Source organism: Spiroplasma endosymbiont of Dasysyrphus albostriatus (genome assembly GCF_964019495.1).
Lineage (GTDB): Bacteria > Bacillota_I > Bacilli_A > Mycoplasmatales > VBWQ01 > Spiroplasma_E.
Map to the genome: position 1 here is coordinate 402780 of NZ_OZ026447.1, position 14756 is coordinate 417535.

Genomic DNA, 14756 nt, shown 5'->3' on the forward strand with positions numbered 1-14756 from the left:
TCTAAATTTTTATTTGTAATATTGGTGGTTTTAAAAATTTAGAATGTATTCTTTCATAATTATAAAACATAACATATTGATTTACATCATTAATAGCTTCATTGATTGTTAAATATTGATTTGAGTCTTTAGGCAATCATTCTTGAGATAAATGTGAAAATCAATTTTCAGATATGACATTACCGCCAATATCATATGGTTGTTTTTTGCTTAAAATTATTTGTTTGTTTTTTGCTCATTTTGTAATTTCTTGACAATAAAATTCGTTGGCGTTATCTGAATGTAAAATAACGTTTTTTATTTGATTTCAAGAAAATTGGTTGTTTATTTTTTCAAGTGCAGGAAGAATTAAATCTTGATATGATTTATTTGAAAATGTATTATAACTAACAACATTATTTGAATAAAAATCAATAATTACAAAAAGATATAGTCAACCTTCTTTGGTGTTTATTTGTTTAGTATCCATTGATCAAATTTGATTTGAAGCGGTTGTACTTTTGTAATCTTTGTTTACTTTATCCATTGTAGGTATTCACTTATTTGGATTTTTTTTGTTTTTAGGATAGTTATTTTTAGTTTGTTTTAATCCTTGAATATTGTGTTTTTTCATAATTTTTCGCATTTGTTTTGTTGATAATTCTATATTTAAAATGATATTTTTCTCTTGTTTTAATCACTCTTTAAAAGCTGAAAAAATTCTTAAATATCCATAAATTCTACCTTTTCTTGTAGAATGAAATTCGATTAAAAGTTGGCATAATTCTTGATATTTATGATTGCAATTAATAATATGATTTTTTTCTTTTTTAATAAGTTTTTGTTTATTTTTTAAAAAGTAATATGTTGATCTGTTTAATTGAAGATATTGACATAAGTTTCTAATTGAATATTGATTTTTGCAATCATCGATAATTTTAATTTTTTCTTTGATATTTAATTTGTTAATTATTAATGCTATTTGTTTAATTTTATCCATTAATAAAAATCCTTTCAGGTCAAAATTAGTGTTCATTATATAACACAATTGTTTTTAGAATACATTCAGATTTTTTAAATTAATGGTCTAGTAAAAAGGGCTAAGTGGCTAATTCTATATTTAAAATGATATTTTTCTCTTGTTTTAATCACTCTTTAAAAGCTGAAAAAATTCTTAAATATCCATAAATTCTACCTTTTCTTGTAGAATGAAATTCGATTAAAAGTTGGCATAATTCTTGATATTTATGATTGCAATTAATAATATGATTTTTTTCTTTTTTAATAAGTTTTTGTTTATTTTTTAAAAAGTAATATGTTGATCTGTTTAATTGAAGATATTGACATAAGTTTCTAATTGAATATTGATTTTTGCAATCATCGATAATTTTAATTTTTTCTTTGATATTTAATTTGTTAATTATTAATGCTATTTGTTTAATTTTATCCATTAATAAAAATCCTTTCAGGTCAAAATTAGTGTTCATTATATAACACAATTGTTTTTAGAATACATTCAGATTTTTTAAATTAATGGTCTAGTAAAAAGGGCTAAGTGGCCATTTACAAATAATATATAATCAAAAGTTTTAAGCTTATAAATAATGCATATTTTCCAGATAATTAAATTATCTGGAATTTAAAATATTATTTACTTATTTTGTAATTTTTTATTTTATGATTTGAATTTATAATTTACAAATTTTGTAAAATTAACGAAGAAAGAGATTTAATAATTAAGTTTTTTGTTAAAAATTATCATATAATTAACAATGAACATCTTAATTATGGAGAAAAATATGAATAAGGATATGTATTTAATTAGAGCAGTAGAAATGGCAACAATTGCTGCTTATAAATTTATTGGTCGTAAAAATAAGAATGCTATTGACTTTGCTGCTGTTGAAGCAATGACAATTATGTTAGATAATGCCCCTATTAAATGTCGTATTATCGTTGGTGAAGGTGAGTTAGATCAAGCACCAATGTTATTTGTTAATCAAGAGTTAGGAAAAGGAAAAACTTTAACTTATGATTTAGCAGTTGATCCAGTAGAAGGTACTTATCCTGCTGCTTATAATATTGCTGGTAGTATTGCTTGTTTAGCAGCAGCAGCACCTAATACTATTTTAAAGTTACCAGAAATGTATATGGAAAAATTATTTGTTGGACCCGATTTACAAGATGCTATTAACAATGAAGATGATTTTATTACTAATATTAAAACTATGCAAAAAATGAAAAAACATAATGATTTAATTGGTATTATTTTAGATAAACCAAGACATCAAAAAATAATTGAAAAGTTGCATGATTTAGGTATTATTGTTCGTTTAATTGGTGATGGTGATGTGCTTGCTGCTATTGATGTTATTAATAAGGAAGCAGATTTTGTTTATGGTATTGGTGGTGCTCCTGAAGGGGCATTAATGGCAGCATTAGCATTAAGTGCTGGCGGCAATATTAAAACTAAGTTAATTTCCTATCAAACAATATGACCCACTGATGAAGATACTAAAATTCGTATTAATATTGAAGATATTGCTATTAAAAAATATAAATTATCATATAATAAATATTATTTTGCTAAAGATTTAGTAAAAGATGAAAATGTCCGTTTTGTTGCAACAGGTTTAACAACTGGCGGCAGTTTAAAAGCAATTAAATATTATTATGGTACATATTATTTAAATACTTTTTTTGTTTCACATGGTGTTGTTAGAAATATGGAAGTTACTTATAGTGTTAGTCAGGTTAATAAACTATTGCCAAGTGTTGAAAAAATTATGAAAATATATAATAAATATGTTTAAAAATATTTAAAGGAGAAAATTATGAATGATATTGATCGTTTACCTGCTATCCCAGTTTTAGAAAGTCAACGTTTAAAACTACGACCCATTACTTTAAATGATGCACAAGCATTATTTAATTATGCGAATAATGAAAATATGACAAAATATGTACCGTGAAAAGCTCATAAAAGTATTAATGATAGTATTGGTTTTATTAATTCTTTATTACAAGAATATAAACAATTAAGTTCTTTAATGTGAGCAGTGCAATTAAAAGATGATGAAACCAATACGATGATCGGTACTTGTGGTTTTATTAGATATTTTGCTCATACTAAATGTTTGGAAATAGGTTATGCTTTTAATCCAAAAGAGTGGGGTAAAGGTTATGCCAAAGAGGCATTGTTGACTGCTATTAAGTATGGATTTGAAAATACTAATAGTATTAGAATTGAAGGTAGTTGTGTTAAAGAGAATATTGCTTCAGCGAAAACGATGGAAAGTGTTGGCATGAAGTTTGAAGGAATTTCTCGTAGTAATTTTATTAAAGATGGTAAAGTTAGTGATTGTAAAATATTTAGTATTATTCGTAGTGAGTATTTTAAAGATAATAAAAAATAGTAACTAGATAATAAAATTTTAATTATTATTTAATAATTTTAGTATTTTTTATATAATTAAAACGTGAATATTTTTGTTAAAATGTTTTTTTATTAAGAGGTATAAAATATTTGGGAGCGTGTCGAAGATGTCGGTAACTAAAAAGTTTTAAAAATAGCTCCTTTCTTTTTTTACCCTTGAATTAAAAATAAATGACAAAAGACGAGAATAAAAATCTTGTCTTTTTTTGTGTAATTGTAAGATTTTAAAATTTTTATTATTAACATCCTTTAAATATCTACTACACGCAGTGACCAAGTAGGAGAAAGTTAATAATTAATAACCCTCTTTAACGCTATTATCAACACGTGTTAGGGAACTAAAACAGTGAACTACAACAACAGTTGTTAAAAATAGTAGCTAGAACATGTGGACTTGCATGGATAAATAAAAAGTGGAGTGATACCTAATAAAATATACTAACCAGTAATGGTAATTCTTGGGGTGGGAGCGAATTGGAAACTAGTATATATAGACCTGTTGTAGGGACCTATTGTATTAATTCTATTCTTTATTTAACCAACCTTGCCACTCCCCGGTGAGCAGGTGTTGGTTTTATTTTTTATTTTTTTTGAAAAAATTTTTGGGCGAGAAAATAAATTTAAAACTTGTAAAAAAAATTGAGCGGTGCCGGTTCAATTAAAATATTAATTTGTTTAACACAAATTAAATAAATATTGAATCGAATGCCTCGATTTCTTTTTAAAATTTCATAATTTATTTTTGAGCCCAGAATTGCTGGAATGAATAAAACTAATAGTATTAATAATATAAAAATAAAAATATATATTCTGTTGCTTGTAGCATAAAGAATATATTAGAAAGAACTATTATGAAAAAGTATTTTTGTTGAACATGTAAACAACATAAATTAGATTATTTATTCTTTAATACTAATGATATAAAAACAAGAAAAAACTTTTTAAGAGACAAAAACGGTAAAGCAATTTGTTATGACTGTATCTTAAATGTTAAGTTAAGTAGGGGGTATAAATAATGAATAAAGAAAAACCATTTGCTGTTAAAGACCAAGAAATTATTAATGAATATAATAAAAAACGTAGTAAAGAAATAACAAAAGAACATTTAAATAATATAGAAAAATTAAGAGAAGATTTTAAAAAAGAAATAATTAATGAATATAAAGAAAAATTAATTAAATATTTAGAAAATAAAATTGAAAATGATGGATATAGAAGTGCAAGTAATGATTCAATATATTATTCATTAATTAAAAAAATCAATAATCGAGAATTTGATTAATAATGGAATATGACTTAATTATTGGAATTGACCCAGCAGGAATTGGTAATAATGGAATAGTTATATATTCAAATGAAACTAATAATATTGTTTTTAATGAAACATTTAATACATTAACTGTTTTATGAACTAAAAATATGTATAAAGAAAAATTACAATTAATTAAAGAAAAATTTATTGATAAAAAAATATTAGTTATTGTAGAAAATTTCTTTTTAAGTTCAAAACAATTATTAACTAATCCATTAGCAACTCCTAAAATTATTGGTGCTTTAATGGTATTAGCAGAAGATATTATGAATTGAGATTATCTAGAAAGTGAACCAAAAAATAAAACTAAAATAGAAAATTATAAAGGAAATATAAAATTAACAAAACATGAACAAGATGCTTATAAACATATTCAATATTATTTAAAAAATCATAAAAAAATATTAATTTTTGATAATTATTTAAGGAAATTATAAAAATGAAAGATAAAACAAATTATGTCAAATTAACAGTAAAACTTAGTAACACTATTGAAGCAAAATATTACGAAAAAGGTAATAAAGAATTATATTATAGTGTTCGTGGTCAATGAAATGGATTAAACTATGTTACTTTAATTTTTAATAAACCAAAACTTTATAGACGCTGTATTTTATTAAACAAAAACGATGAAATTATAGTAACTGGTGAAATCTTTAATACTTTAAATATTAAAAAAAATCGTGCATTTTGTTCAATTAATGTTAAATGATTTAAAAAATGAAAGGAATAACTAATGAATAAATGTGAACATGAAAATGTAAGTATTGAATTAATATTTAGATGTGATAATTGTAAAGCTGTTCAATTTCAACATCCAAAGGAGAGTAAATAATGAAAATGTGTATTGATTGTAAAGAAAATTATAATTGACCAAATTGTAAAAATTGTTTTAAAACTAATGATAATAAAAATTAAAAAAAATAATAAATGTGGTTATGGTAGAGTTTTTGCTCATAAATGTAATAACTTATGTAAACAAAAACAAAATAAAAGAGTTAGGAAAGAGAGATTAAATTATGAATAAAGAAAAACTAATTAATCATATTAATAATTTAATTAAATTAGAACCAGAACGTAGAACTGATGTAACTTTATTTATTTTAAAGGAATTAATTGAAAATGGAGAATTTGATTAATGATAATATTGCCTACTTTGTTTGAAAATAAAGATGAAATTGAAATATTATCACCATTTCCAAAAGCAATTCATACAAGTAATGATATTAGAGCAATTATTTTAAGACAATATCCAAATGTTAAATCAAAACACATAATTGTTTCTGACCCCGAAAGTAATGTTGCATTAATAGTTGGTGATAATGATGTTTATCAAGGTTGAATTAAAGTAACAATTAAAAAATTAGAAATAGAAAGAGAATAACCATGACTAAACGCGAATTTTTAATTAAATGAAATGTAGATGAAAAATTATTTTTTATTGATAATGTTGAATTTTGTACAAGTGACACATGTGTAATGTTTAATTGAAATGATAATTATTTAATGATTGATTGTTATTCAGAATACATGAATAAATTTATAGAACTATTAAATGATTTAAAACAAATTAAAGGAGAATAAACAAATGAAAAAGGAAAAAATTAAAATTAGAAATTATGAATTTGAATTAAATTCTTATGTAGTAGATTCCTTATTAGATGTTATAAGAGAACTGATAAAAACAAATAAAGGAGAATAAAATATGTTAGATGAAATTTTAAAAGTAATTTTTGATAGAGCAGATAAAAAAGAATTAATTAATATGATAGAAAGATTAATTCTTTGTACTAACAATAGAAAAGAAACAAAAAAATGAATTATTAGAGAATTTGATAAAAATGATTATGTTTTAGAAAAATTATTACAATTAGAAATACAAGGAGAAAAAAATGGATTATAAAGAAAAAATTAAAATTAGAATTCATGAATTTGAATTATATGATTATCAAGTAAATACTTTATTAGATATTGTAAGAGAAATGTTAAAAGCAAATAAAGGAGATTAAAATGCCAAACGAAAATACACAATCAAATTATACTTTAACTAAGTTAATAAGAACTGGTATAAGTCCAATTTGTGCAATGATTGGTACAAGTGCTTATTATGGTCAAGTAATAGATAATCCATTATTAGGTTCATTTAATAGTTTATTATTTGGTAAAAAATTAGGTTTAGATATATGAAATTTAAATCAAAGACCAAATACTAAAAGTAAATTAATTAATAGTAGTAAAAAAATCTTACTTGGTTTAGGAACAATTGGTTTAGCAAATTATAGTAAATGAACAGAGAACAATATTACTCCAATTATTCCAACAACACCAATTCCAATAACTACTACAACTACAACTGAGGGTCCTCCATGATTACTATTAAATAAACAAGAAAATCAGTCATTAATGGATTGAGATACATATATTAGTTTAAATGCTTATGGTATATCAAATCTTATTAGTGGATTAATTGAGTTAATACCTAATAAATTTGAAACAATAAGAAAGATTTGTAATATGGCAACTGGTGGTTGTTTGATTTCAAGTGGTGTTGCTATGGGTATTAATAATGATTTTAATAATGCTTATGCAATTCCAACAATAGTTGCTGGTGCAAGTGAAATTATCCATAATTTACTACCTATTGAAACTACACATCATAATCAAGAAATGCAAGAAACACCATTTAATAATGAAACTGCAAGATTAATAAATGATAATAGATTCACAATTAATAGTGAAACAACTAGTCAATATGGTAGTGATAATATGAGCGAAGTACCATTAAATCATGATAATGCTTCACTAAATTGAGATTATAATCACATGAGTTTATAAAGGAGGTGAATAATTTATGAATAAAGAAAAATTACTAGAATATTACAATGATAAATTAAAACAACATGAAAAAGATTTAGAAGACATACGATTGAATGAACGTTTAATTGCAAATCTTTTAATGGACACAAAATGTATGATTGAAAGAATTAATAAAGGTGAATTTGATGAATAATCAAAAATAAACAATAAATAGTTGAAAGGAAAATTTGAAATGAAAGAATTTTTACATGAATTAATAATTATCGGAACAAGTGTTGGAACATTAATTTGCAGAGAAATTATTGTTTTATTAAAAAGATTTATCACAACTCCAAAACATGTTAGAGCAAATAACAAAATTATAAAACATCAAAAAAAATTAGCAAAATTAAATGAAAAAATTAATAAAGAAAATAAATAAAAAGTGGTGATGTAAATGTTAGAAAATGAAGATAATGTTCAACAAACAACTGAACCTTTAACTGAAAATAATGCTCAACAAGAAATAGAAAATAAAGTTAATGAAGCAGAAAATAAGTTAAATAAACTTAATCAAGAAATTAAAGAAAAAGAAATGATTAATATATTTAAAAAATATCAAGTTAAAACTGAATTTTATGATTTTTTAAAATTTAAAACAAGTAATCTAGAAAATTCAAAAATTGAAGAAACTATTAAAAAAATGATTAAAGAACAACCAGTATTTAAACAAACAATTAATACAGGTGGCAATAAACAAATAATTATTAATAATAAAACAAATGATAAAGAAAATTTTTTAATTAATTATAAAAAGAAAAATTATTTATAAACGAAAGGAAGAAATAAAATGTCAGTACCATTTAATCAAAATTTAGACAATACAGAGAGATTAGTAGAAGCACCAGAATTTATAGAATTTTTTAAAATTTCAAATAGTCCATGGGCAAACTTTTTTCCTACTGAAATTGTTGACTCAGTAAATATTGAGTTTATTGTTAAAAAACCAAAAAAACCGGAAGTAAAAATTATTGCTTGGGATGATAAAAGTAAAAGATATGAATTACCATATGTTGATACAGATAAAATTAGTAAAAAAATAACTAAAAAATATCTTGCAGGAGAAATTATTGCAGATGTAGATTTAAAAGCAAATAATGGACAAAATTTATTAGATAGTATGCAATATGAAGTTGCAAATGATTTAGCAGATAAATTGGCAATTGATGATACACAAGCAATTGCAAAATTTGCTACTAAAATCGATATTGAAGATACAACACCAGTAGGCTATTTAAAATCAATGTTATCTGCTTGAAATACTTTGTTTCAATTTAGAAATATTGCAAATAGTAAATTTTTTATTACTAATGGTCTTTATGATAGTTTAGTTTATTTAGCAGATAATAAAGGTTTAATTACCGATAATCAGTTGGCACAACAATTACGTTTAAATGGAAATAATTTATATGTAAAAGGCGTATTATGTGAAATCGTTCTTGATGACTATATGATTTTTACTAATGATAAAAATGAACAACAATTAATGACCTTTATTTTAGCAACACCAAGAGCAATGAAAAGATACATGATAGAAAATACAGTTATTTATGTAGATTTTATTAAAGATGATAAAGCAGGAAGAGCATATAAAGTTGCTGGTGAAGTTGTTGGAGAAGCAATCCCATATATTTCTAATAATGAAACAACATCAAGATGAATGTTATGTGGAGTTATTAAAACAGAAAAAAATGATTTAAAAACTAAAATTACAGTTTTAACAACAAATATTACTGCAAATGTTAATAACAATAACAATGAATTAAATACAGAAATAAAAAGTACTAATGAACTTAAATCATTAAATCCAAATTTAACAAATCCAACTATTAAATATTTTAGTGATGCACAAGGAAAAACTAATGTAAGTAATCAAAAACAAAAAGCAGGTGACTTATATATAACTATTGCTGCAAATGTTAATGATTTAAATTATAAAGGTTCAACAAATCCAATTAAAATAACTCTTAAATAAAGGAAATTAATATCATGCCAATTGGTACAACTAGTACAGCAATACTTTTAAACATAAATAAACCAAAACATACTAGAACAAGTAAACAACAAGAAAATAAAAGTTTTTGATGAGAAATTTTAGAAATGATTGGTGTACAAGTTATAGCAGTAGCACTTGCTCCTTTTACTGGTGGATTAAGTGAAAGTGTAGCCCTTGGATTAGGTGCAAGTGATTTTATTGCAAGTACTATTAATTTTGGTATTTATGCTACAACTGATTTTACTATTAATCAAGTTTATGATTATTTAAAAGGAAATGTAACAAAATTAAATACTTTTTTAAATTTATTACCTGCATTTGCTGGACTTAATAAAATTAGTCGTGGTTATCGCACAACTAAATTTATTAAACTAGCACAAGAAACTAAAACATTAGAACAAGTTGGTATTAAAGAAGCAAAAAACTTACAAGAAATTATTAGTCAAGTAAGTGGAAAAGAAATTTTAACAGATAAAATTATTGGTAATAAACGTTATTTAATGAATTATAGTTTTACTCCTAATCGTGAAACAGTATTACGAGATTTAGGTTATGTTGCTGAAAGACAATATAAAAATAATTTTCAAAAATTAGAAGCACAGGAGTTAAAAAATTACTTATTATTACAAAATACATTAATAAAATTAAGTCCACAATTAACTCCTAAATTTAAAATTAAAGATATTGAAAAAGCAAATAATTTTTTAAAAAAATATAATACTGATTTAAAAAAAGTATTATCTATGAACCAACATGATTGATTAAATTTAGTTCATACAATACACACAGAAAATAGATATGGAAAAACTTTAATTTTGGATTTACAAAAAATTCGTGCTAATGCTATTAAATTTGATTTTAAAAAAAGTTCAATTCATAAGATTGTTTTAAATGCAAATAAATTGTTTAAATATTTGGATATTAGATTTTATTTAAAAAAAGGTTTAAATAAATTTTGAAAAAATACACCATATTTTGAAAAATTACGAGAAAGTATATATAAATTACAAGAAAAATTTGAAAAGTTGGAAAAACAAGCATTTGAAAAAATTAATAAATTAAAAGAAAAAACAACTGATTTATTTACTAGTGCAGAAAAAAGAGCAATTAAACATGCACAATTAATTCCATTAAATTCACCAGTATTTATGGGTTGTAAAATTCAACCTTTATCATTAGATAAATGTGCAATTACTATTTATCATCGCAATACTAAATATAAACCAATTACAGTTGTTGATAGTATTCTTAAAGCAGAAACTTTTGTTACTCAAATACATCCATTCCATTGATATCGTTGATATAGTGGTTGATACATTGGTTATGGTGTTAATCATAATAAATGATTAAAAGCAATAGCATTTGCTCCACCAGTGGTTCAACAAGTAATTAGAGATAGTTTTAAAGTATAGCTAACTAAAGTAATGTTTACTCATAAATAATGTAAAATAATAATATGTAATTTAAACAATTCTTGCACTTACAAGTATAATTCAGCAATAATTAAAATAGATTAGGAAGATTAAATTATGCCAAAACCATACAGTGAGGACTTACGAAGAAAAGTAATAGAAGTTTATGAAAGTAAAAACATGAAAATTAAAGAAATTTGTAAAGTGTTCAATATCACTAGAAAGACTTTATTTTTATGAAGAAAAAGAAAGCAAAAAACCGGAAATATAAAACCAATTTTGAATTATCAAAAAGGACATAGCCACAAAATAAAGGATTTAGATGAATTAAAAAATTATTTAGCAGAAAATAAAGATGTTACAGTTCAAAAAGTAATTGAAAAATTTGGTGATATGACAAAAGAAACAGTTTATAACTATTTCAAAAAACTAAATTATACATATAAAAAAAACTTTTCTATATGAACAAAGAGATAAAAATAAACAAGAAGATTTTTTAAAAGAAATAGCGAAAATAATGAATGAAGATTTGGTATATATTGATGAATCTGGAATTGATGATAATGAATTTTATAAATATGGTTGGTCTGAAAAAGGTAAAAGATTATTTGATAATAAACCTGCATATAAAATAAAGAGAATGAGTATAATTGGTGCACTAAATAAAGGTAAATTAAAAGCTCTATGAGCATTTGAAGGACATTGCAATAGTAAAATTTTTGAATCATATGTTAAAAATATACTAATTCCAGTATTAAAGTGTGGACAAATTATAGTTTTAGATAATGCGACGTTTCATAAATCTAAAGCAACAAAACAATTAATTGAAAATGCTGGATGCAAACTATTATTTCTTCCACCATATTCTCCTAATTTAAATCCAATTGAACATTTTTGATTTGCTATAAAACATAATATAAGAAAAATATTACCAAATTATTGACCAAATATTAAAAACGCGATTGATTTTGTTTTTCAAGATATGAGTAAACATTACTTTAGTTAGCTATATATAGAGAAATATTTAGAATAGTAAGAACTTATCATAAAGTAGTAAATGTTATTAATAATCCTATTGAAAATATTAATAAATCATTTAAAAGTGTTGGTTTAAAATTTTCAGTTAATACTTTATTTGGCACTGGACTATTACATCATTTAGAAAAATTTGCATATAGTCAAGTTGTAAAAAAAGGTAAGAAAAAGTTACAAAAAGAAATTATCCATATATCACATAGAAAAACTAAAACAAAAACTAAGCATTATAAAAAAGCATTTTTTAAGGAATGATAAATTATGATTAATAAACTTTGAACTGATGTCAGTCTTGAAAATTATAATAACTGATATCCATTAACTGGAAAAATTACAGAAACTCCACCACAATATATAAAAACATGACCAAATGTTAATGATTGATTTAAAACATTTGCTATTCGTGCTCAAAATGATATTAATGCTTATCTTGGTTTTATTTTATCTAAATTTCCTTTTGATAGTTTCAAAGATGAATTAATTAAAGAAACATTAAGAGATATGGTATATGTAACCGCTGAACATTGAGTATTTAATCGTACACCAATTGAATTTAATGTTGATGCTACTATTCAATTTAATAATGGTAGTCAATTTAGTGCAAGTAGTATTCCTACAATTAATGTATGAGATTTAGCACCAAGTAGAATGAAAATATGGGCAAGACTAACAGAATTAAAACAAATATTATCAAATTATAATGATGATGAAATAGATGTTGAAAAAATTGATTTAAAAGCATTTTATACTAGAAATCAAGTTGATGAATTAATTGAACAACAAAAAGAATTTACATTATCAAAACAAATTAAATTATATGATGATTTAGTTGATGATAATGAAAATGAAATATATAGAGGTCCTGTTAGTAAATTTGTTAATAAAGGTTATGTTGCAACTGATTATGATAAAGAAACTGAAACAATGATTTTAGATTGACCTGATGAAATTGGTACATTACCACCCGAAGCATTACAAAATAATCCACAAATTGGTGATTATACACATGCACCAACTTGTGATTTTTCTGCTAAACAACAAAAACGAATTACTACTAATGAAAATGAAATTACCAAATTAAATACTGAATTAATTAAAGCAAATGAAAATATTAATGATGTTAAAAATAATTGATTTAATATTGAAACTAGTCCTTTATGAAAAAAAGTTGAAAATGAAAATATTAAAACAGATACATGATGTATTATTGATTGAACATATTATTTTATCGATAGTAAACAACTTATTATAAGTAATAATAAATTAACTAAATCTAATATAAGAATTACTAATAGTCAAATAGAACAAAAGCAAATAATAATTGAAAATATTGATGTTAATATTGATAAAGTAACATTATTATATGATGTTGATTTAATAAAGTTTATTGCTACTAATAACACAAAAAAGTATAAACCAATAATTCATAATATATATCAATATCAAGGAATAGGTACACCAACTGAATTTATAGCAGAAGAAAATACTGAACGTGATTATTATACAAAACTAGAAACTAATAATTTATTAGATAAAAAACAAAATAAATTAATTGCTGGTGAAAATATTAAGATTGATGAAAAAACTAATACTATTAGTACTACTGGTGGTAAAGCTGATTTATCTGATTATTATAAAAAAGAAGAAGTAAATAAAAAATTAGAAGATACAAAAGCATTATTTCCAATTGCTTTTTCTATGAATGCTATTGGTCAAGAAATTCCTACTTTAGAAACTGAACATAAAACTATTGTTGATGCTATTAATCAAAATAAAAATAATATTGATAAAAAACAAGATAAAGAAAATTGAGTTGTAATAGGAAAGAAAGTTGATAATAGAACATGAGATAATTTTAATATTGACCTTAATAAAACATATCGTGTATTTATAACATGACACAGAAATGCACCTGAGCAAAATGGTTATCCATTAATGTTATTGTTTAAATCAGCAAAAGCAGTTGGAACTGGTACATGAACTCTTTTAATTGGTAAAATTGATAATAAAGATGCTTCTTTAATTCTTAAGGCTGATTATACTAAATCTACTAATAAATGAAGTTTATTTATTAAATGTGAAATTGATGGTGGTGCTATATTTAGTTTTGAAGAATTAAAAGAAAATACTTATCAAATTACTAGTAATACATTAGATATTACTTCACCAAGTGTAATTAATATAGATAAACCAATTAAAATTAGTTCAAAAAGTTTAGAAACTAATGAAATAGAAGAAAATATTTGAGATATTGAATTAAAAAATAATCCAACACCAATTCCAAGTGGTTCAAATTGAAAAGAAGTAGGAACAAGAGAAAAAAATAAATGAGATAATTGACAAATTACTTATGATTTTCAAGAGAATAAACATTATAGAGTTTATTATTCTTGAAGTATATATAATCCAGTTTATACTATTCAAGAATTTATTATAACTGATAAAAAAATTGCTGGTGTACAAATACAAACCTTTAATGATAGTGCTAATATAGTAATTTTATCAGTTCAACATGCAAAATTGATTACTATTTATACTGTAAAAGGTAATTTAAAAGGTAATGTATGAAAATTAGAAGAATTACAGGAATAATATTATGTTTTTTAAAATTATAAAAATTATTTTAGGTTTAATTGGAGTTTTATTATCTTCTGCAACAGCAGGTTTAATTATATTTATTATAGTAAAAATTGTATTAAAAATTAATCAAATATTTTAGAAAGGTGGTGA

The 14756-nt window shown here is 23.0% G+C and carries 20 protein-coding genes; 18 read left to right on the plus strand and 2 right to left on the minus strand.

Translation table 4 applies throughout. The features are described from left to right. Position 1 precedes the first annotated feature (1 nt). Both AACL11_RS02505 and AACL11_RS02510 read right to left on the minus strand, forming a co-directional pair. Positions 2-1015, minus strand: coding sequence for an IS3 family transposase (locus tag AACL11_RS02505; RefSeq protein WP_338986622.1), 1014 nt, complete (start codon positions 1013-1015; stop codon positions 2-4). Between the two features lie 64 nt (positions 1016-1079). Continuing rightward, a complete protein-coding gene (locus tag AACL11_RS02510) occupies positions 1080-1466 on the minus strand; it encodes a hypothetical protein (RefSeq protein ID WP_338988036.1) in 387 nt (128 codons plus the stop codon). Between the two features lie 312 nt (positions 1467-1778). Here AACL11_RS02510 and AACL11_RS02515 point away from each other — a divergent pair, with 312 nt between their 5' ends. The 18 genes from AACL11_RS02515 to AACL11_RS02600 all read left to right on the plus strand — a co-directional run bounded on the left by AACL11_RS02515 (position 1779) and on the right by AACL11_RS02600 (position 14745). Then, positions 1779-2792, plus strand: coding sequence for a fructose-bisphosphatase class II (locus AACL11_RS02515; RefSeq protein WP_338988038.1), 1014 nt, complete (start codon positions 1779-1781; stop codon positions 2790-2792). Positions 2793-2813: 21 nt separating this feature from the next. Then, positions 2814-3395 carry a GNAT family protein gene (locus AACL11_RS02520; RefSeq protein WP_338988040.1) on the plus strand — a complete coding sequence of 194 codons (582 nt, stop codon included), beginning with the start codon at positions 2814-2816 and terminating at the stop codon, positions 3393-3395. A gap of 1035 nt (positions 3396-4430) precedes the next feature. Continuing rightward, positions 4431-4697, plus strand: coding sequence for a hypothetical protein (locus AACL11_RS02525; RefSeq protein WP_338988042.1), 267 nt, complete (start codon positions 4431-4433; stop codon positions 4695-4697). 2 nt (positions 4698-4699) lie between these two features. Beyond that, entirely contained in the window at positions 4700-5164 is a 465-nt protein-coding gene (locus tag AACL11_RS02530; RefSeq protein ID WP_338988043.1) for a hypothetical protein, read from the plus strand. Positions 5165-5166: 2 nt separating this feature from the next. After that, positions 5167-5460: a hypothetical protein gene (locus AACL11_RS02535; protein WP_338986729.1), complete on the plus strand. Its 294-nt coding sequence runs from the start codon at positions 5167-5169 to the stop codon at positions 5458-5460. 405 nt (positions 5461-5865) lie between these two features. Further along, positions 5866-6111, plus strand: a complete 246-nt coding sequence (locus AACL11_RS02540; protein WP_338987609.1) for a hypothetical protein — start codon at positions 5866-5868, stop codon at positions 6109-6111. A 2-nt stretch (positions 6112-6113) separates the two neighbouring features. Continuing rightward, positions 6114-6311: a hypothetical protein gene (locus tag AACL11_RS02545; protein WP_338986578.1), complete on the plus strand. Its 198-nt coding sequence runs from the start codon at positions 6114-6116 to the stop codon at positions 6309-6311. Between the two features lie 121 nt (positions 6312-6432). Continuing rightward, positions 6433-6630, plus strand: a complete 198-nt coding sequence (locus AACL11_RS02550; RefSeq protein WP_338986580.1) for a hypothetical protein — start codon at positions 6433-6435, stop codon at positions 6628-6630. A 107-nt stretch (positions 6631-6737) separates the two neighbouring features. After that, entirely contained in the window at positions 6738-7562 is an 825-nt protein-coding gene (locus AACL11_RS02555; RefSeq protein ID WP_338988044.1) for a hypothetical protein, read from the plus strand. A gap of 16 nt (positions 7563-7578) precedes the next feature. Beyond that, entirely contained in the window at positions 7579-7737 is a 159-nt protein-coding gene (locus AACL11_RS02560) for a hypothetical protein (protein ID WP_338959470.1), read from the plus strand. A 39-nt stretch (positions 7738-7776) separates the two neighbouring features. Further along, on the plus strand, positions 7777-7965 hold the full coding sequence (locus AACL11_RS02565; protein WP_174480113.1) for a hypothetical protein: 189 nt from the start codon (positions 7777-7779) through the stop codon (positions 7963-7965). Between the two features lie 15 nt (positions 7966-7980). Then, on the plus strand, positions 7981-8355 hold the full coding sequence (locus tag AACL11_RS02570; RefSeq protein WP_338987615.1) for a hypothetical protein: 375 nt from the start codon (positions 7981-7983) through the stop codon (positions 8353-8355). An 18-nt stretch (positions 8356-8373) separates the two neighbouring features. After that, entirely contained in the window at positions 8374-9558 is a 1185-nt protein-coding gene (locus AACL11_RS02575; RefSeq protein WP_338987616.1) for a hypothetical protein, read from the plus strand. 14 nt (positions 9559-9572) lie between these two features. Beyond that, a complete protein-coding gene (locus AACL11_RS02580) occupies positions 9573-10991 on the plus strand; it encodes a hypothetical protein (protein WP_338988045.1) in 1419 nt (472 codons plus the stop codon). A 117-nt stretch (positions 10992-11108) separates the two neighbouring features. Next, the gene (locus tag AACL11_RS02585) at positions 11109-11468 is read left to right on the plus strand and encodes a helix-turn-helix domain-containing protein (RefSeq protein ID WP_338973555.1); all 360 of its coding nucleotides are present in this window, start codon (positions 11109-11111) and stop codon (positions 11466-11468) included. 28 nt (positions 11469-11496) lie between these two features. Further along, positions 11497-11997: an IS630 family transposase gene (locus tag AACL11_RS02590; RefSeq protein WP_338988468.1), complete on the plus strand. Its 501-nt coding sequence runs from the start codon at positions 11497-11499 to the stop codon at positions 11995-11997. A 290-nt stretch (positions 11998-12287) separates the two neighbouring features. Further along, positions 12288-14618 carry a hypothetical protein gene (locus AACL11_RS02595; protein WP_338988047.1) on the plus strand — a complete coding sequence of 777 codons (2331 nt, stop codon included), beginning with the start codon at positions 12288-12290 and terminating at the stop codon, positions 14616-14618. Between the two features lie 4 nt (positions 14619-14622). Next, positions 14623-14745: a hypothetical protein gene (locus tag AACL11_RS02600; protein ID WP_338973392.1), complete on the plus strand. Its 123-nt coding sequence runs from the start codon at positions 14623-14625 to the stop codon at positions 14743-14745. Positions 14746-14756 lie beyond the last annotated feature (11 nt).